The organism is Streptomyces sp. NPDC058240 (genome assembly GCF_042882135.1).
Taxonomy (GTDB): domain Bacteria; phylum Actinomycetota; class Actinomycetes; order Streptomycetales; family Streptomycetaceae; genus Streptomyces.
This window is the reverse complement of record NZ_JBHVWT010000035.1, coordinates 24,206-42,181: the sequence shown is the minus strand read 5'-3', so window position 1 is coordinate 42,181 and position 17,976 is coordinate 24,206. Positions and strand designations below refer to the sequence as shown.

At 67.9% G+C, this 17,976-nt stretch carries 14 protein-coding genes; 6 read left to right on the top strand and 8 right to left on the bottom strand.

Annotated elements, in window-relative coordinates:
* Positions 1 to 15: 15 nt before the first annotated feature.
* The 5 genes from ACFVX4_RS32705 to eccE form a co-directional block, all read right to left on the bottom strand.
* Complete coding sequence (locus ACFVX4_RS32705; RefSeq protein ID WP_389984325.1) at positions 16 to 1,887, bottom strand: ABC transporter substrate-binding protein; 1,872 nt, start codon at positions 1,885 to 1,887, stop codon at positions 16 to 18.
* Positions 1,888 to 2,084: 197 nt separating this feature from the next.
* Complete coding sequence (locus ACFVX4_RS32700) at positions 2,085 to 4,838, bottom strand: SCO5717 family growth-regulating ATPase (RefSeq protein WP_389984322.1); 2,754 nt, start codon at positions 4,836 to 4,838, stop codon at positions 2,085 to 2,087.
* 330 nt (positions 4,839 to 5,168) lie between these two features.
* On the bottom strand, positions 5,169 to 5,402 hold the full coding sequence (locus ACFVX4_RS32695; RefSeq protein ID WP_124716069.1) for a DUF397 domain-containing protein: 234 nt from the start codon (positions 5,400 to 5,402) through the stop codon (positions 5,169 to 5,171).
* Positions 5,403 to 5,483: 81 nt separating this feature from the next.
* Positions 5,484 to 6,194, bottom strand: a complete 711-nt coding sequence (locus tag ACFVX4_RS32690) for a hypothetical protein (RefSeq protein ID WP_124716068.1) — start codon at positions 6,192 to 6,194, stop codon at positions 5,484 to 5,486.
* On the bottom strand, positions 6,191 to 7,531 hold the full coding sequence (gene eccE, locus ACFVX4_RS32685) for a type VII secretion protein EccE (RefSeq protein WP_389984319.1): 1,341 nt from the start codon (positions 7,529 to 7,531) through the stop codon (positions 6,191 to 6,193). The genes ACFVX4_RS32690 and eccE overlap by 4 nt, the downstream gene beginning before the upstream one ends.
* 182 nt (positions 7,532 to 7,713) lie before the next feature.
* On the opposite strand from eccE, the gene eccB reads away from it, so the two are divergent.
* The 6 genes from eccB (at position 7,714) to ACFVX4_RS32655 (ending at position 14,886) form a co-directional block, all read left to right on the top strand.
* On the top strand, positions 7,714 to 9,246 hold the full coding sequence (gene eccB / locus ACFVX4_RS32680; RefSeq protein WP_350986906.1) for a type VII secretion protein EccB: 1,533 nt from the start codon (positions 7,714 to 7,716) through the stop codon (positions 9,244 to 9,246).
* 13 nt (positions 9,247 to 9,259) lie between these two features.
* Positions 9,260 to 10,534, top strand: coding sequence for a type VII secretion-associated serine protease mycosin (gene mycP / locus ACFVX4_RS32675; protein ID WP_389984316.1), 1,275 nt, complete (start codon positions 9,260 to 9,262; stop codon positions 10,532 to 10,534).
* A 131-nt stretch (positions 10,535 to 10,665) separates the two neighbouring features.
* A complete protein-coding gene (locus ACFVX4_RS32670) occupies positions 10,666 to 11,109 on the top strand; it encodes a hypothetical protein (protein ID WP_385705454.1) in 444 nt (147 codons plus the stop codon).
* A gap of 1,714 nt (positions 11,110 to 12,823) precedes the next feature.
* A complete protein-coding gene (locus tag ACFVX4_RS32665) occupies positions 12,824 to 14,080 on the top strand; it encodes a S8 family serine peptidase (protein ID WP_389984313.1) in 1,257 nt (418 codons plus the stop codon).
* Positions 14,081 to 14,159: 79 nt separating this feature from the next.
* Positions 14,160 to 14,519: a WXG100 family type VII secretion target gene (locus ACFVX4_RS32660; RefSeq protein WP_385700816.1), complete on the top strand. Its 360-nt coding sequence runs from the start codon at positions 14,160 to 14,162 to the stop codon at positions 14,517 to 14,519.
* A 64-nt stretch (positions 14,520 to 14,583) separates the two neighbouring features.
* Positions 14,584 to 14,886, top strand: coding sequence for a WXG100 family type VII secretion target (locus ACFVX4_RS32655; RefSeq protein WP_266490229.1), 303 nt, complete (start codon positions 14,584 to 14,586; stop codon positions 14,884 to 14,886).
* A gap of 175 nt (positions 14,887 to 15,061) precedes the next feature.
* Here the strand turns inward: ACFVX4_RS32655 and ACFVX4_RS32650 are convergent, their stop codons facing one another.
* From ACFVX4_RS32650 to ACFVX4_RS32640, 3 genes are all read right to left on the bottom strand, one after another.
* The gene (locus ACFVX4_RS32650; RefSeq protein WP_389984310.1) at positions 15,062 to 15,526 is read right to left on the bottom strand and encodes a hypothetical protein; all 465 of its coding nucleotides are present in this window, start codon (positions 15,524 to 15,526) and stop codon (positions 15,062 to 15,064) included.
* A 156-nt stretch (positions 15,527 to 15,682) separates the two neighbouring features.
* On the bottom strand, positions 15,683 to 17,494 hold the full coding sequence (locus ACFVX4_RS32645; RefSeq protein WP_389984307.1) for an alpha/beta hydrolase: 1,812 nt from the start codon (positions 17,492 to 17,494) through the stop codon (positions 15,683 to 15,685).
* 9 nt (positions 17,495 to 17,503) lie between these two features.
* Complete coding sequence (locus ACFVX4_RS32640) at positions 17,504 to 17,965, bottom strand: hypothetical protein (protein WP_389984304.1); 462 nt, start codon at positions 17,963 to 17,965, stop codon at positions 17,504 to 17,506.
* Positions 17,966 to 17,976: the final 11 nt, after the last annotated feature.

The window sequence follows — 17,976 nt, the reverse complement described above, 5'->3', positions numbered from 1 at the left end:
GACCCGTCCGAGTGATTACTCGCGGTCGTCCGCCGTGTTGCGGCGGCGCCTCGCGATGAACAGCCCGCCACCGGCGAGCACCACGACCACCACGATGATGCCGATGACGACGCCGGCGGAGCCCGACCCGCCGGAGCTGTCCGAACCGTCACCGGACGCGGGAGCCGCCGACCACCAGCTCCAGTACCCGTCCTGGCCGTAGATGTTGCCGGCCGCCTCGGGCATGGTCGTGATCGACTTGATCTGGTCGGTGCGGTACGCCTCGACCGCGTTCGGGTACGCGATGACGCTCATGTACCCGGAGTCGTACAGCCACGACTGCATCTGGTTGACGATCTCGGCACGCTTGGCCGGGTCGTACTCGGCGAGCTGCTTCTTGTAGAGCTCGTCGTACTTCTTGTCGCAGATGAAGTTGTCGGTGGGGGCGCTGTCCTTCGCCTTGGCCGGCAGCGCGGCGCAGGTGTGGATGCCGAGGACGAAGTCGGGGTCCGGGTTGACGGACCAGCCGTCGAAGGCGAGGTCGTACTCACCCGCGTACCAGGGCACGGAGACGTCGTCGAGGCAGTCGACCTTCAGGCCGATGCCGAGCTTGCCCCACCACTCCTTGAGGTACTTGCCGATCGCCTTGTCGTTCGGGTCCGTCGCATGGCAGAGGATGCGCAGGTCGAGCGGCTTGCCGTCCTTGCCGACCCGCTGGTCGCCCTTGAGCTTGTAGCCCGCCTCGTCGAGCAGCTTGGCCGCCTCGGCCGGGTCGTACGCCAGGCTCTGATCGGCGGTCGGCTGCCAGTGGTACGCGGAGAAGCGCGGCGGGATGTAGCCCTGGCCCTCGACGGCGTGGCCCTGGAAGACCTTGTCGATGATGGTCTTGCGGTCGATGGACAGGAACAGGGCCTGGCGCACCTTCTGGTCGAGAAGGGCCTTGTTGCCGTTGCCGAACTTCTTGCCGTCCTTGGTCTGCGCGCCCGGGTTGGTGGCCAGCGCGAAGAAGCGGCGGCCCGGACCCTCGTTGACCTTGACGTTCTTCTCGCCCTTGAGGGACGCGGCCTGGGCGGGCGTCAGCGCGGGGGAGCCGGCGACGAAGGAGACCTCGCCCTTGCGCAGTGCGGCGACGGCGGCGTCCTGGTCCTTGTACGTCTTGAAGACCAGCTCGTCGAACTTGGGCTTGCCGCGCCAGAAGTCCTTGTTGGCCTTGAGCTTCACATACTGGTCGACCTTGTAGTCGGTCAGGATGAACGGCCCGTTGCCGACGATCGGGAACGTCTTGTCGTTGTTGAACTTGGAGAAGTCACCGACCTTCTCCCAGACGTGCTTGGGCACTATCGGCACATCGAGTGCCGCCATGGTGGCCTGCGGCTCCTTGAGCTGGATGACCAGCTGCGTCGGGCTGGGAGCCGTCACCTTCTTGAAGTTCGCGACGAAGTTGCCGTTGGCCTGCGCGGCGCCCTCGTCGGTCATCATCTTGTTGAACGTCCAGGCCGCGTCCTCGGCGGTGGCCTGCTGTCCGTCCGACCACTTGGAGTCGGAACGGATGGTGTACGTCCAGGTCAACTTGTCCGCGGACGGCTCCCACTTGGTGGCGAGGCCGGGGATCGCGTGGTTGTCCTTGGGGTCGTAGTTGGTGAGGAAGTCGTACATGAGCCGGCTGATGCTGGTGCTCATGAGCCGCTGAGCGAGGAACGGGCTCAGCGAGTCGACGCTCTGTGCGACGGCGACGGTCAGTGTCGACTTTCCGCTGTCGGCGGCCTGCGCCTGCTGAGGCGCGGCGCCGAGCGGCACACCCGGGACGATGGATCCGGCGGCCAGCGCCAGTGCGGCGGCACCGGAGGCCAGGAGGACACGCAGACGTGAGCGTGGCTTGGCGGAGCGTGGTGGAACTCTTTCGACCATGGTCAGGGACCTCGCGTCATGACTCGCACGGAGAAGGCGGGTTGATCTGTGGTTCGCCAGCTGGTGAAGCGAAGGTTTATCAGCGGTGGTCGAGCTGCGTCAACGGTCATCGAAACGGCGTGTGGGCTGCGGGAATGTGCAGAGGGCCCGCACCGAGGAGACGGTGCGGGCCCTCATTGGTTCAGACCTCTGATGCCTTACTGCTGAGGCGCTGGCGGCGGCTGCTGCGGCCATCCGGCGGGCGGGACGGGACCCTGCAGCTCGGGCGGAACCGGCTGTCCCGGCCGGCCGGGCTGCCCCTGCTGCCAGCCGTTCTGCTGCGGCCTGGCCGGGCCGGGCTGCGGCGGGTAGGGCTGCAGGGGCTGCTGGCCACCGTACGGCTGCTGTTGCTGCGGCGGGTACGGCTGCGGCTGCTGCGGCTGCTGCGGGGGGTACTGCTGCTGTCCGGGCATCGGCGGGGCGTACTGCGGCGGCGGGGTGGAGCCGTTCGAGGTCCAGAGCCCCTGCTGCTGCTGGGCGCGGGAGAAGTCCTCGGCGACCATCGCGGAGAGGTTGAAGTACGCCTCGCGGGTCTTGGGACGCATCATGTCGAGGTCGACCTCGGCGCCGGCCGACAGGTGCTCGTCGAACGGTACGACGACCACGCCCCGGCAACGCGTCTCGAAGTGCTGCACGATGTCGTCGACCTTGATCATCTTGCCGGTCTCGCGGACCCCGGAGATGACGGTGATGGAGCGCTGCACGAGGTCCGCGTAGCCGTGCGCGGAGAGCCAGTCCAGCGTGGTGGACGCGCTTGACGCGCCGTCGACCGACGGCGTGGAGATGATGATCAGCTGGTCGGCGAGGTCCAGCACCCCGCGCATCGCGCTGTAGAGCAGGCCGGTGCCCGAGTCGGTGAGGATGATCGGGTACTGCTTGCCCAGCACGTCGATCGCGCGCCGGTAGTCCTCGTCGTTGAACGTCGTGGAGACCGCCGGGTCCACGTCGTTGGCGATGATCTCCAGACCGGAGGGCGCCTGTGAGGTGAACCGGCGGATGTCCATGTACGAGTTGAGGTACGGGATCGCCTGGACCAGGTCGCGGATGGTGGCACCGGTCTCGCGGCGCACCCGGCGGCCGAGCGTGCCCGCGTCCGGGTTGGCGTCGATGGCGAGGATCTTGTCCTGCCGCTCGGTGGCCAGGGTCGAGCCGAGGGCGGTGGTCGTCGTGGTCTTGCCGACGCCGCCCTTGAGGCTGATGACCGCGATCCGGTAGCAGGACAGCACGGGCGTACGGATCAGCTCCAGCTTGCGCTGCCGCTCGGCCTCCTCCTTCTTGCCGCCCAGCTTGAAGCGGGACGCGCCGGACGGGTTGCGGCTGCTCTTCGCCTTCTGCTTGCCCCGGACCAGCCGGTCGGAGGAGAGCTCCACGGCCGCCGTGTACCCGAGCGGGGCGCCGGGAACGGAACGCTCGCGCTGATCGTGCGTGACCGGGGTCGGCCAGGCACCACCGGTGCGGGGGTCCACGGGCTGCCCCTGCTGCGGGTGTTGGGGCTGCGGCTGCTGGGGAGCCTGGGGCTGGGCCTGCTGCTGCGGGGTGGCCTGCGCGGGGAGGTGGGGCGCGGGCTGGGCCGGCGGCAGGGCGCCCTGGGGGGCCTGCGGCGGCAGGGGTGCGCCCGGCTGCGCGGGCCACTGAGCACCCTGGGACGGCTGGGCCGGCTGAGGCACCTGGGCGGCCTGCGGAGGCTGGGGTGCGTGAGGTGTATGCGGCGGCTGAGGTGCCTGCGGCTGGTGCGGAGCCTGCGGCGGCAGGGGTGCGCCCGGCTGCTGCGGCACTTGGCCCTGCGGGAAGCCGTAGCCGCCCTGCGACGGGGTCTGCTGAGCCGGGGGACCGGGCTGCTGCGGGAATCCGTAACCGCTCTGCGGCGGCATGGGTGCCTGCGGCTGCTGCTGCGGCGCCTGGCCCTGCGGGAATCCGTAGCCGCCGGGAACCGCCTGGCCGGTCGGGCCCGGAGCGGGCCACTGCTGGGCCGGCTGGGGCGCGGTGGGCTGCGGCGCGGCGGGCTGGAAGGCGGGCGGCAGTGGCGGCAGACCGCCCTGCGGCGGTGCCGGGGCCCACGGGCTCGGCGCGACGGGCGCGACGGCACCCTGCGGTACGCCGACGGGCGGTACGTCCTGGGGCGCCGCATCCGCGACGGCGTCGGCGGGCGCGGAGTCCTGCGGCCCGTCCGCCGGGGCATCGGCCGGGTCCGTGCCGGAGTCCGGGGCGGCAGCGGCAGCGGGCTCCTCGGCGGAGGCGTCGGAGGTCCGAGCAGAGCCGGAATCAGGCGCCTCGCCCGTACCCGAGCCACCGTCAGCACCACCGATACCGGCACCGGCACTGGTACCGGCTTGGGCTTCGGCGACACCCGACCCCGAGGCGGCCCGGGACCCGTCCCCGGCATCGCTCCCGTCCCCGTCCCCGGCCACGTCCGCCGAACGCCCCTCGATCTCCGCGATCTGCCGCTTCAACGAGGCCGGCGAGAAGCGCATCGTCGAGCCGCTCTCCACGTCGCCGCCCCCGAACGGGTCCGGCGCACCGCCGGAATCCCCCGTGTTGCCGCCCGCGGGAGCGGGCGCGGCGTCACCCGTCGAGGCCTGGGCGGGAACCGGCGCCGGAATGGGGGCGGCGGGCGCGGGCGGCGCGGGAATGGGCGGCGCGGGAATGGGCGCGGGCGGCGCCGGCGTCCAGTCGGAGTCGAAACCGCCCCCGGAGGGCGGCGCGGGCACGGACAGCGGTGCTCCGCTCGGCGGCGGAGGCGCCAGATGCGTACCGGCACCGCCCGACGAGTCCCCCGGCGCGTTCTGCGTGTACCAGGCGGGCGGGGTGTAGTCGATGGTGAACTCACCCGTCATCTCGGCGGGCTCCGCGTCGGACGACTCGTCGACGGGCTTGTTCCAGCCCCCGCGGATCTCGTCCCGATCGCCGTTCACTTTGCCTCCTGGTGTGGTCGAGCACCCTTGTGCCGTGGTGGGTGGGGGCGACCGTTCCCGTTTGTCTGATCCGCCCGGCTCTCCCCCTCGGGACGCGCATCGCTTGCCCGCAGGTTCTTCCGCTGCGCCCCGACCCACCCTAATCGTCATCGGGCTCACTGCGGCAGGCCGTATCGCACGGCAGAAACTGTCCAGTAGGTCACGCGCCGCCTTCGAGCGCCCCGAGTGCGGCAGAGCACACAGGCCAAAGCGGTCGATTGTGAATATATCCAGGCGCGATGAAAGGGTGACCGCCCGGTTCGGACAGCCACCCTTTCACCGGACCGTTGCCTACTTGAGGTCGAACTCACCGTCCCGCGCACCCAGTACGAAAGCGCGCCACTCGGCCTCCGTGTACCGCAACACGGTCCCCGGGTCCAACGAAGAGCGCATGGCGACCGCGCCGTCCGGCAGGTGCGCGATCTCGACCCGTTCCTCGACGTTCTCGGTCCCCGGTGCGCTCAGCCACTCCACATCGGAGATGTCGAGAGCGTAGAGCTCTTCCTTTTCCTGCTGGGTGCCCATGTCGGCGTCCCTTCGATCGAACCGTGTCGTTCCCCGCCATCCTCCCGGAAGCGGAGGGCCCAGGGTCGCGAACGGAAGAGTTCAGTCCATCCGGCGGGCAGTGCCGAGCAGTCCGGTCTCTATGTCCGTCGCACTCGTCATCACCCAGTGGCGCTCGCCGCCCGCCACCCAGAGCGTGACACCGTCCGCCAGGGTGGGCAGGGCCTCGATCTCCGCCCGGGCGAGCCCCAGGATCCGGCCGATCTGGTCCGCCTCGGCGGGCGAGACCCGCTGGACGCCCACGAGTGTCGACGCCCGCATCAGCCGGGGCGCCACCGGACTCAGATAGGGCAGCAGCGTCAGCACCGACTGCCAGGGCGAGGACACCACCCGGCCACGGGGCGGGCGCATCCCGCAGTCCCGCACGACCACCACGGGACTGCCCACGGTCGCCCCGGTCGGCGGAACGCGTCCCACGTCATGGAGGGAGACACACTCAAGACCGGCGCCCGCGGCCTGCGCCAGCGTCGTCCACGCCTGGGTGCGCCCGGTCTCGACCGCCACCCGTGCCCCGGTGGCCGCCGCACGCAGCGCCAGCACCTGCGCCGTCCACAGGCCGCCGATCAGCAGGACGTCATACGGGGCCGGGCGGTGGAACCCGATCAACTGCGGGTGCCCCTCGGCATCGGTGCCGATGATGACGCCGTCGTCCCCGACCGGCAACGACAGCGCACCCAGGTGTTCCGCCGTCAGAGTGTGCCCCGCGTGCTGCGGGCCGCGCAGTCCCCGCCTGGGCCCGATGCGATTCGTCACTGTGCGCCTCCCAGCGGGAGCGTCGCCAGCACGCCCGGCAGCTGCTCGCGGTCCAACCGCACCAGACCGACCTTGGCGTGCCGTGCGGCTTGCTCCAACGTCCTTCGTACTCCGACCAGTTCGGTGTCGGACCCGCCCGTGATCCGCACATGGCCGGACACCGACACCTCGCCCTGGTGCGAACCGGGCCGCACCGTCAGGCTGAAGGTCGTCGCATACGCGGGAACCGAGGTCAGCAGTGAGACGAGACGGGGGAGCGGGGTCGCCCCTCGGCCCAACTCGGGCCAGCGGTCCACCGCGTAGGCGGTGTGCCAGCGGTCGTCGCACCGCCAGACCCTCGTCGTCTCCGTCGTCCGCTGCTGCGCCGGGGCGTCCGGGCGTCCGGCGCGGGCCGAGAGCATGGGATTGGCACAGGCGGATGTGGCCACGGCGGAGTGCAACTCCTCCTGGTCCAGCACCACGGCCCGGAAGCCGGCCCCGGTGATCCGGCTCGCCACATGGTCCGCGACCCGGACCAGGCAACGCTGAGCCCCGCCGATGCCGCCCCCGCGCGCCTCGACCGCCTCCCGGCACAGCTCCGGATCCAGCTTCACGGCCACCCAGGTCATGCGCAGCGCGGGCGCCCCGATCTGCTCCTGGAGCGGGGCGTAGGAGAGCCGTGCCGCCGACTGCTGCGGCAGGTGCTGCGCCGGAGCGGGGCGTACCTGCTGCACGAGCTGCGCGGACTCCAGCACGATGTCGTCCACCGAAAGGGCATCGCCCAGGAGGGACAACGGGAGCGCCCGCGCACCGCGCGCCTGGCGCAGCGATTCACCGCTGGCCTCCACCCGTACGACAGCCGTCAGGAACGTACCGTCCCCGACCATGCCCACCGTGCGGCGGTCCCGGTCGACGTAGATGTACGGAGCGAAGCCCGGCACGCTTTCCGCCACCGGCGCCAGCTGCGGCTCCGCATCCGCGTCGGACGCCGTGGCCGTTCGCCTGCGGTCGCGGAGCGCGAGCGCCGTCGACAGCCAGTCCTGCACGGCACGGCCCCGGCGACGTACCACCGCGAGCAGCACCAGCAGGCAGGCGACCGAGACCGTGGGCACCGGCCAGGGGCCGCCGAGCGCGAAACCCACCGCGGCGACCGCCAGGGCCGCCTCGACGAGCACCATCCGCCGCAGCAGGCCGGCGGGGCTGCCGGTCCGCGAGACCGACCGCAGCGTCGTCTTCGCGGGCGCGCCCACCGGCGGGGCGGGAGTGGCGGCGGCCTGCTCGTTGCCACGTTGCCGTCGTGAAGGGCCCGACGCTCGATGGGTAGACCGCCCCGTGCGTTCGCGCGTCGCTGCACCCATCGCCGCGTTGCCCCCTTGTGTCCGTTTGTACAGTTTTTTCACGGGTGTTGACCGGGCGATCACCCTACCTGAGCAGTGACGGTCGACCGCCAACAGGCATAGCGGAGTGCCCAGTCGGCGACAGCGGTCCCCGGTGCGTGTGGGAACCTGGTCGCTCACTGGGGAAAAGGGGCAGCGGACAGATGGCATCACGGCGGGACGAACTCAACGCCTACACCTTCGCGAAGCGGAGGTTGATCGCACAGTTCCTGCAACCCAACCCGAGCGGTTCGGAGGAGGGCGCGCCGCGCCCCCTGCGTGCGGTGGTGCCCGGCACGATCGTCGGCGTCGTCATCATCGCGGTGTTCGGAGCCTGGGGGATGTTCAAGCCCGTAGCACCCCAGAAGTGGGACACCCCCTACGAGAACGTCATCATCGCCAGCAAATCCACCACGCGCTATGTGGTGTTGAAGACCGATGGCAAGACGCAGCTCCACCCGGTGCTGAACATGTCCTCCGCCAAGCTCCTGCTCGACCCGGACAAGGGCACGGTCATCAACGTCGACGAATCCGTGCTCGACAACGGCAAGATCCCGCACGGCGCCACACTCGGCATCCCGTACGCCCCCGACCGGCTGCCGGACAAGGGCGAAGCCGGCTCGAAGAAGCGGTGGGCCGTCTGCGAGCGGCCCGGCCAGGGCGGCAGGGCCATCCTGAAGGCGGCGTTCGTCCTCGCGGAGCGCGACCGGAAGAAGACCGAGGGCACGGGGCGGCTGCACGGCGGTGAGCTGATGTACGTCGAGGGACCGGGACCCGACAGAACCCGCTACATCGTGGACGCCGAGGGCAAGGCGTACAAGGTGAAGAAGGACGAACTGCTGCTGCGCGCCCTGCTCGGCGAGCGCCGCACCCCGCAGCGGGTCTCCGCCGCGTGGCTGGACACCCTGCACACCGGGGACGCGGTCGACTTCCCGGCCCTCCCCGAAGCCCCCGGCACCGACGCGGGCATCCAGGGGGAGCTGCCGAGCGAGGCGAACAAGGTGGGCATGGTCCTCGCGGCGACGTCCGGAACCAGGACCCAGAAGTACGTGGTCCTGCCCGGCCGGGTCGCCCCCGTGTCGGACTTCGTCGCGAAGCTCCTGCTCAGCAGCCGGGACCTGGTCAAGCTCGGCCAGGACGGCAAGGCGAGGTCCGTCAGCGCGGGAGCGTTCGTGCCCGGCAAGGGATTCGGGCAGAACCTGGACTGGCCCAAGAGCGAGCCGAAGCGCGTCAACTCCGCGAGCCCCAAGGCCGGCAGCCGTAACACCGTGTGCAACGTCCTGCGCGGTGTCGACACGAAGAACGGCGCCACCACGCTCAGCACATGGGCGGGCACGAGCTTCCCCGCAACACTCCCCACCGGCTCCAGCAGCGCCTACGTCACCCCCGGATCCGGGCAGCTCTTCCGGCAGTTCAAGGGGTCCAGCGCCGACTCCGGGCCGCTCTTCCTGGTCACCGACACCGGTCTGCGCTATGCCATGCAGTCCAACGGAGACGGCGAGCAGGGCGACTCCGGCATCGGTGAATCGGGCACGAAGGAGGAGAGGGAGCAGCGGCAGCAGGAGGCACAACAGGCGCAGAACCGGCTCGGATACAAGGACGTCGTGCCCGCTCCCGTCCCGGCCGCCTGGTCCTCGTTCCTGCCCACGGGACCACGCCTGTCGACGGGCGCGGCCCGCCAGCCGCAGGGTTCCTGAGGGGCGTATCCACATGACGACGCACTCCTCTTCGCATCCGTACCGGCGTCCGCTGACGGCCGCGGCCGCCACCGCCGTCCTCTTCGTCACGCTGCCGGTACTGCCCGCGGCGGCGGACGACTCCACCCAGTGCACCTTCCCCTCGGCGAAGTACGCGGGCCGCCCCTGGTCGTTGCAGCGTGTCCTGATGGACGAGTTGTGGAAGCAGTCCACCGGCAAGGGTGTACGGGTGGCGGTCATCGACACGGGCGTGGACATCAAGAACCCTCAACTCAAGGGGGCCGTGGACACCAAGAGCGGCCGCAATTTCCTGCGGAAGGACATCAAGGACGACAACGGCAACAAGATCGAGCGCGGCAACGAGAACGGCACCACCGACAGAGTCGGTCACGGCACCAAGGTCGCCGGAATCATCGCCGCACGAGAGGTGAAGGGCACCGGCTTCACCGGCCTGGCTCCCGACGCGGTGATCATCCCGATCCAGCAGAACGACGCCGAGGGCCACGGCACGGCCAAAACACTGGCCGACGCCATCCGCTACGCGGCCGATGTCGCCCACGCGGACGTCATCAACATCTCCCAGGACACGGCCAACGCGGTGATGCCCGAAGGCGCTCTGAAGGACGCCGTGGACGCCGCCCTGGCGAGGAACATCGTGATCGTCGCCTCCGCAGGCAACGACGGGCTCGGCGGCAACGTCAAGAAGACCTACCCGGCCTCGTACGACGGTGTCCTGGCCGTGGCCGCGTCGGACCGCAACAACGAGCGGGCGGCCTTCTCCCAGTCCGGCGATTTCGTGGGCGTGGCCGCCCCCGGCGTGGACATGATCTCGACGGTCCCCGGCGGCGGACACTGCGCCGACAACGGCACCAGCTTCTCGGCCCCGTACGTCGCGGGGGTCGCCGCCCTCATCAAGGCCAAGCACCGGGACTGGACGCAGAAACAGATCGTCGCCCAGATCGAGCAGACGGCGGAACGCTCGGTGGCGGGCCACGACCACCTGGTGGGCTGGGGCGTGGTCGACCCGGTGCGTGCCCTGACGGAGGACGACAAGCCCATCGAGCGCCCGGCGGCGCACGAGGGCGTGAGCAAGGGCGAAGCGCCGACACCGGCCGAACTCCACCTGGGCGAAACGGCGGACGAACGCAACGCCCGCCTGGCGACCTACGTGGTGGTGGGCGGGGCGGTGCTGGTCGCCGCGATAGCGGGCGTCGCCGTGGCCGTGCGTGATGCCCGACGGCGGTCAAGGCGGTTCTCGGCCGGTAATCGATCTGCGGAAGTCACGTGATGGATAAGAAGGTTGGCCCTGTCGTAGCCAGTGACTAGGGTTTGGAATGAGGTCGGACTTGTTCACGTGAGTGCGAAAGCAACGAGTGACAGTCCGAGCAAACGGGGATTCGGGGAAACGGGGAGGGCAGGATCGTGGCCGGTCCAGGCGACCTCCGGCGTGGTGTTGGTGCGCTGGAGAAGTTCCAAAGTCGTGTCAACACGTTGCTCGCCGACCTTGAGGGGTCGGCAGCCGGCAAGTCGAAGATCGCGGCGCAGACGGTGTCACGCGCCGCACTGAGCGGCCAGAACGCGTGTTTCGCGGAGGCGGACGGGCTGTACACGCAGTACAACCGCGTCCACGAGGCGCTCGTCTCGCTCTCCAAGTCGCTCGGCGACCAGATCGAGTACTTGAGCCTGGGCGTACACGCGGCGGCCGTCGGCTTCGAGAACGTGGACGACGATGTGCGGCGCCGGTTCTACGAGATCCAGGCGCGCCTGGACAAGGAGCAGGAGAAGGCGCAGGCGGAGAAGACCGAGAAGCCTGAGCACGGAAGCACTGACAACCAGAGTGACTCGGGGTGGGCAGCCGAATGAGTGATTCGAAGCAGCCGGAGCTGACTCCCAAGGAACAGCAGGCACAGGACCATCAGCGCGTCCAGAACCAGTTGATCGTCACTGACGTCAACCGGCGGGTCCAGGACGTCATGGACTTGTTCCCCTTCGGAGGTTCGGGCACCTCAGGACGGACTTCGTTCGAGGGCCACGAGCTCAACGCGATGATCGACCTGATCGAGAACTCCAGTCCCGAGCACCTTGAGAACGCGGGTGAGGCGCTCTTGAAGGCGAGGACAGCCATCAAGGACGCCGCAAAGGAGCTGGGCGACTTCATCAGGGACGTCGACTGGGAGGGCGAGTCCGGAATTGCCTTCCGCGACTGGGGCAAGGGCCTGGTCGCCCATGCCACGAAGCTGGGCGATTTCGCAGAGGCCGCCGGGACCCAGATCACGGTCGCGGGCGCCGGCCTCGCCTCCGTGCGCAAGTCCCTGCCGCCGCGCGACAGCCGCTTGGTGCGCAAGTCAGTCGACGAGATCGAGACTCCGAAGCGGATCGAAGGGAACCCGGAATACGCCGCGGCGGTGAAGGTCGAGAAGGACCGCCAGGAGGCCATCAACCAGGCGAACCGTCTGGCGTCGTACTACTCGGTTTCGGAAGAGACGCTGGCGGCGCAGGAGCCGCCGCGGTTTGAGAAGAAGCTTGATGTTGCGATGCCGAAGCCGCTGGGGCAAATCGAAAAGGGGAGCGAACCCAACGTCCCTCCCGCAGGCTCGGAGAAATTGGGCAACCGCACGGCACAGGGCCACTCAGAGCGCGCTGCCACGGCTGGCACAGGCACCCCAGGCGTCACCAGCAATCGTGCTGCAATCGAGGCACTCGGAACTGCACCGACGCCGGACACAAGCACTTCGACGGAGATCGACAGTGTGAAGGCGCCACCGGCCCCTGTGACAGTTCCCGACACGTCCCCCGCGCCGCCGACTATAAATCCTACGGGCCCAAATACAGGTCCGAATCCGCCCATGATGAATGAGTTTGTGAACCCTGTGGCAGGTGGCTCGCAACGTTCCACGCCACCAACCGGGCTGCCCAGAACAATTGGGCAGCCCGGAAAGAGCGGCCCCACGAGCAGTGGGCCTACGATGACGGGGCGCCCCGGAGTTCCGGTTGGACGTCCGGCTCCCATTGGCGGTGGCCCGGGTTCAGGCACGCCTGGACGCCCTGGTGGAGGCGGAAGTCAGCCACCCACTGCTGGTCGGTCTCCTGTGACTGGTGGCAGGCCAATGACAGGTAGTCCGGCAAATACCTCCAAGTCCCCTGGCCCGCGTACTGGGCGAGCCAGGGCCATCGTAGGTGGGACCCCGCAGCGCACCGTTCCGGGCACGGACTCGTCTGGCGGGACTCGTGGTCCGCGCGGAACAGCTATCGGCACTGGACAGCGCGGAGTGATTGGAGCCAGTGGAACGAACGCTGTGACTCGACCTGGCGGGCGTGGGACCCCCAGCTCAAAGGGCATCGTGGGTACACCTCGTGGCAATGCCGGATTCGGTGCGGGTGCAAGGGGCTTCACCGCTGGAGGCGCGGGCCTCGTGCGTAGTCCCGCAGGGCGACGGGACTCCAACGACGAGGACCAGGACGGTGGCGCCGCGCGCCCGGACTACCTGGTGGAAGACAGAGAGACGTGGGAGGCCGGACGGCGTGGAGCCGCACCTCCGGTGATCGAGTAGGTACAGGGAAGGGTTCGGAAGTCAGGATGACAGCAAGAATGAGCCAGACCCGGAAGCGCCGCATGCCTGTCGGATTGCCAGGACATCTGCTCGGCACGATGGCCGTGGTTGTTGCTTGGAGTGCGGGAATTGCGGGGGGCGCCCCCTCCGCGATAGCCGCAGATGTGCAATCGAAGCAGTGGTATCTCAGCGCCATGCAGGCGGAGGAGATGTGGAAGGTCACCACGGGCGAAGGCATCAAGGTTGCTGTCATCGACACCGGTGTCAACCCATCGACACCTTCCCTGAAGGGGCAGGTCCTGAAAGGATTCGACGCCACGGGAGCCGACGGCGACGAGTACGACGACTATGCCGGGCACGGCACGGATATGGCCGAGCTGATTGCCGGCACGGGCAAGGGCGGAGGACTTCAAGGCCTTGCTCCAGGCGCGAAGATCATCCCGTTTCGAGTCACCGATACGGAGTTTCAGAACAAGCATTCGGTGAATGCCAAAGACACTGAAGATGCTATCCGGGCTGCGGCGGACAGCGATGCGCGGATCATCAGCATGTCGATGGCGAGCGACTTCCCAGGCCGGGGAGAGCGGGAAGCAGTCAAGTACGCAGAAAGCAAGGGAAAGCTCTTCTTTGCTGGAGTTGGAAACAATGCCGAGGAAGGAAACAAGGAACAGTTTCCCGCCTCGTATCCGCAGGTAGTCGGTGTCGCCTCGGCTGACCGCGACGGCAAGGTAGCCGAGTACTCCCAAAACGGCAACATTGTGGATATCGCTGCTCCTGGTAATGAAATTCCGCGTTGGTGTGACTCCAAATTTCAGAGCTACTGCGACGGCGACGGCGGCACCAGTGCAGCCACCGCAATCGCGTCTGCCTCCGCAGCCTTGGTGTGGTCCGCCCACCCCGACTGGACCGCGAACCAGGTTCTCAACGTCCTCTTCGACACAGCAGGCCGTGACTGGGAAAAGGGCACGCTCAGCAAGTACCTCGGTCATGGCCTGATCCGTCCCTCCATGAACGTTCTGAAGGGCAAGGGAAACCCCGGCGCCCCGGACATCAGCCCCCTCACCAAGGAAAAGACGTCCGGTTCCTCGGCCTCCCCAGCCGCCTCCGCACCAGGCTCGTCACAGCCCCAGAAGAAGGAAACGGCTGGCGATGCCGTCGTGGCAGGCTCCAGCAAAGAGAAGGACGACGGCAGTTCGCTCGGCCTGATCATCGGCGGAGCGGCAGCGGTCGTCGTGCTGGGCGGCGGAGCCTTCGTGCTCACTCGTAAGCGCCGCACCGCCTGACCAACCGTACGTTCTTCACCCGTACCCACCGGCGAGCAAAGCCGGGACGAACAACAGCACCAGGAAGGAAGCCGAGATCATGGCTGATCAGAAGCTCTCAGATGCCGCACTCCTCAAGCTGGAGGGCGAGCTCTCCACGCGATTCGACTCGGTGAAGGGCCAGCTGAAGGTGCTCCAGGGGACGATCGACAGCCTGGAAGGTCACTGGAAGGGCATCGGCGCCGGCGCCTTCAACACGAAGCAGGAAGAGGTCAACCGGAAGATGGTCAGCATTGCCCATCGGTTGCTCAACTTCCAGGAGGCCATCAAGGCGGCGCGCACCATTAAGGGAAACACCGAGGACGAGATCAAGGCGGCTCTCCAGGGCGTCGATGTCGTCGGCGGTTACTCGGGTGACGCCGGCGCTGAGGCCAGGACCTCGAACCTCAACAACTTCTGACCTCGACGCGCACGTTCCACGTACGAGGCCTTCATACCAAATCTAGTTAACACGGGAGGACCGCATGTCGGGCAACAACGACGGCACGATGGTTGTCACTTATGCGAGCCTGGACCTTGCAGCCGGCGCCATCGACCGGCAGAGCAAGCAGCTCCAGGAGGACCTGGCGGCCATCAAGCGGATGATCGCCAATGTGTCCGAGCTCTGGGTGGGTGAGGCCAAGAGCGCCTACGACACCGCTCAGAAGGGCTGGGACAATGACGCCACGGCGATTCACAACGCCCTGAGCGAGATCTCGCGCAAGGTGCGCGAAGCCGGTGGTTCTTACCACGCCGGCGACAAGCGGGCGAGGGCCAACTTCGAGTAGAACTCGGCAGATCACGGCTCAGGGTGGGCACGCACGGGAGGTGCCCACCCTGAGCCGTGTCCCGTCCACCAAGCCGAGCACACCACAGCGCCCCCGCCATGAGGCAGGGGCGCTGCTCCGCGTCAGCGCCAAGTCCGACCGCAACCTGACCTGAACAGCCCGGCCGCTGCCACATTCAGAACCGCTGGATCTTTTCGCCGTCCGGTACCTGGTAGCAGCCGGAGACGACCATCAGGCTGAGGCTCGGTGGGTCGGTCTTGGCCATCTCGACGATCTTGACGCTGTGCCTCTTCGCATCGTTGTCGGCCGTGAGGTTGATGTTCTTGTTCTTGCTGGTGTCCGGCCCGTAATCCACGACCTTCCACCCGTGCTTGGGCAGTTCCTTCTTGAGCCGTTCCATCAGCCCATCGAGCTGGTCGGCCGATGCCGGAGTGAAGCTCCAGGGGTGAAAGATCTGGAAGTACTTCTCGCGGTCCTTGCCCGCGCACTCCGTGACGCCCGCCCCGGTTTTGGACGTCTTTCCCTTGATTCCGATCAGGTCGTAGATCTCGCTGGAGACCTTCTTTGCCTCATCAGCGGCTTTCTCCGAGGTGCTGGTGCCCGCGGACGGGATGCCGTGGGAGTCATCGGTGTCAGTCATGCTGCATCCAGTGAGGGTCGCGAGGGCGAGGGACAGGAGGAGCGCCGGGGCGCTCAGTTTGCTCTTCAAGTTGAGGGGCCTTGATGCGTCGGACCGGTGCAGGGCCGGTCAGGTCGTCGGGGCTTCGAGTGTCGGTGCCCGCAGGCACCGGCACCTTTACTTCACATGCGCCCAGTAGTTCGGCGGTGGCTTCAACTTCACGTCGTCACTGTTGCCTGCCACGACCTGGCCCTGGTTCCACAGGCTGTCGGTCTTCTCTTTCCAGTAGTCGCTGTGGCCCTCGGTGTCCGTGGTCATCTGGTTGGCGCCGAAGCGTTCGTCACTGGGGATCGTCCAGGGGCCGTCCCAGTCGGTTCCGCCGTGTCCGTAGCGGCCGATGTCGGGGACGGGGTCCCCGTCGGCCTCCTGGTTCCAGACGTGCCCCGAGGGCACGTCCAGCTGCTCGGCCTTGGGAACCTGAACGCCAGGGCTGCCCGCGAGGATCACGTCGTCCGCGTTCAGGTCACCCTGCCGGGCCGCGGAACCGATGAGGGTCGTTCCGTACGAGTGGCCGATCGCGGTGCGGTGCGGGTCCGAATCGCCGGTGTGCGACGCGTCGAGCCCGTCCATGAACTGGTTGAAGGCCGGCGCGCCGTCATTCGCGTAGTGACTGAACGGTGAGTCCTTGACGATGTTCTGCGGGGCGTCGTACCCGAGCCAGGTGATCGTGGAGACCGAATCACTGCCGGGCGCGGCGTCAGCCACACGCCACACGTTCACCATCCGATTGATGTCACCCTCGATGCCGCCCAGGTTCGATGTCGTACCCGGCACATAAACCGCCTGGTGATCGGCCGTGTCCGGATTCCCGTTGGCGACGATCGCACGGCCATTTCCTTCCGGGCTGAACCCGAGCAAGTACGCCTCGGGCAGGCCTTCCTCACCGGTCTGGGCGAAACGGTCCTGGATGCTCTGCATGCCCTTGAGGGACTTGTTGAGCTGTTCGTACCGATCGCCGTACTTGTTGTGCCAGGCCATCCATTCGTCAGTGTGCACCTTGGACGGAATCTGGCCTGCGGTGATCCACGTCCATTCGTTGGCAGGCGGCTTCGGGATGGAGTCCAGTTCCAATTGGAGCTCGCCCTGCTTCTCCGAGAGGACGACGCGATTCGCCTCGTCCCGAACCGTGGAAGGCAGCCCGTCGAGTGCCCCCACGGTGTCGGGCCGGAGGGAGAGCCACGCTGCCTTCTCCTCCGGGCTGAGCCGGTTCCACCACGATGCGTTGTCCTTCGGGCTGCCGTCCTTCGGGGGCTCCGGCAGGGAGTCGAGATACCCCTTGCCCGCCTCGCGGACCCCGCCCATGTCCGACTGCGCGTCGGCCCAGTCCCGCTTGGAGACCTTCAGGTCGTCGTCGGCCTTCAGTGCGCGCAGCTTCGGGGCCCACTTCTCGTCGACATCCGTGGCCTCCTTCAGCGCGTCGGCGATTCGGTTCGCATAGGCCATGGCCTTGCCGTAGTTCGGGTTCGGGTGGATGTTCGCCGCCTGGCGTTCCAGGGCATCGGACGTCGGGCTGCCACCGGTGCTCCCGGTCACCGTGCCGCCGTCGGCGGTCTTCTCGTCTCCGGGCTTCTTGCCCGCCGGGTAGGTGACCGAGCCGTTCGCGTTCACTGTGCAGTGGTCCGCGCGAGCGTCCTCGATCGCCGCCTCCAGCTTCTGCTTGGCCACCGCCATGTCGAAGGCGAAACCGTTGAGCGCGGTGCTTGCCAGGCCGCATTCGGTCTGCACGTAGTGGAAGTTCTTCGACAGTTCCCCGAGCTCTCGCGAGGCGGCGGTCGCCGCTTCGCCCTCGAGCTGGTTGCGTATCCCCGCGCAGATCTGGTTGTCGACCGTGTCCTTGGCCGCACTGGCCATGTCACCGGTCGCCCGATAGGCGTCCGCGGCGCCCTCGTACTCCGACGGCTTGAAGGCTTTCAGTGTCGCGAGATCCATGACCGCAAATCACTTCACCTTCGTCTGGCCGCCGACGGCCTCGGTGTCCTCGTACTTCAGCTGCAACTTGTCCAGCTCTTCCCTGACCGTCTGGTCGGACTTCGACAGATCGTGTCCCGCCCCCTCCAAAAGCCCGCCCAATCCATCGCAACGACTGCTCACATCGCCGACATACTTTCTCCAGGAGCCGTACAGATCCTTCTGCGCCGCCGCACTTTGGCACCCGCTGGTGTCACCCAGCCCCGCCTGCCCCTCGCTCAGCTTCGTCAATGCTTTGCCGATACCGTCCATCAGGCCTTTTACGCCCTCGCCGGCCTTTACCCATGCCTTCTTGTCCGATTTCAGATCGCCTGAGGCCGAGCCTGCCGCAGGGCCACCCCCTTGATCAGCCGGATACTGATTCAGCTGCATCTGTGCGGAACCACGCGCCGCCGCATCGGTTTTGAGCTGCTCCCACTCATCCCACGCCATCGGTGAAACCC